Below are 425 nucleotides of genomic sequence, written 5' to 3'. Positions count from 1 at the left end.
GCCGCCGGGTGCCAGGTCCAGCCGCCGGCGCCCAGGGCGGCGAATTGCGGTGTGACGAAGAACGCGCCCTGGGCACCGGCCGTGGTTCCCACCGGGCCGTTGAACAACTGCTGCCCGATGGCCACCCCGAAAGTCCCCAGTCCCTCCGAGAAATAGGGCAGCCCGGTCATCCGTTTGAGGACCGTGTCGTAGTTGGCGGGGCTGAGCTGCCACCACGGCGTGTTCGGGTTGGGCACCCCCAACGCGCCGGTGGCGGTCGTCAACGATCCGGTGGTGGTCGTCGCCGGGGCCTGCGTCGCGGGTGCGGTGGTGGTCGACGCCAGTTGTGGGGTGATGCTCGCGACGGTTTGCCCGGAGTTGCCGGCCGGGGTGGCCTGGGCCTGCGCGACCGCCACGGCCTGGTCGGCCGGGGCCTGCGGGGTGGT

Annotated in this window: 1 pseudogene; it reads right to left on the bottom strand. The window is 72.5% G+C overall.

Annotated elements, in window-relative coordinates:
* A pseudogene (locus tag AC5Y6X_RS24455) lies at window positions 1-425 on the bottom strand (PPE family protein); the annotation flags it as partial.

The organism is Mycobacterium sp. NGS26, assembly GCF_059813025.1.
The sequence above is the reverse complement of the archived record's forward strand: the minus strand, read 5'-3'. Positions and strand labels throughout refer to the sequence as shown.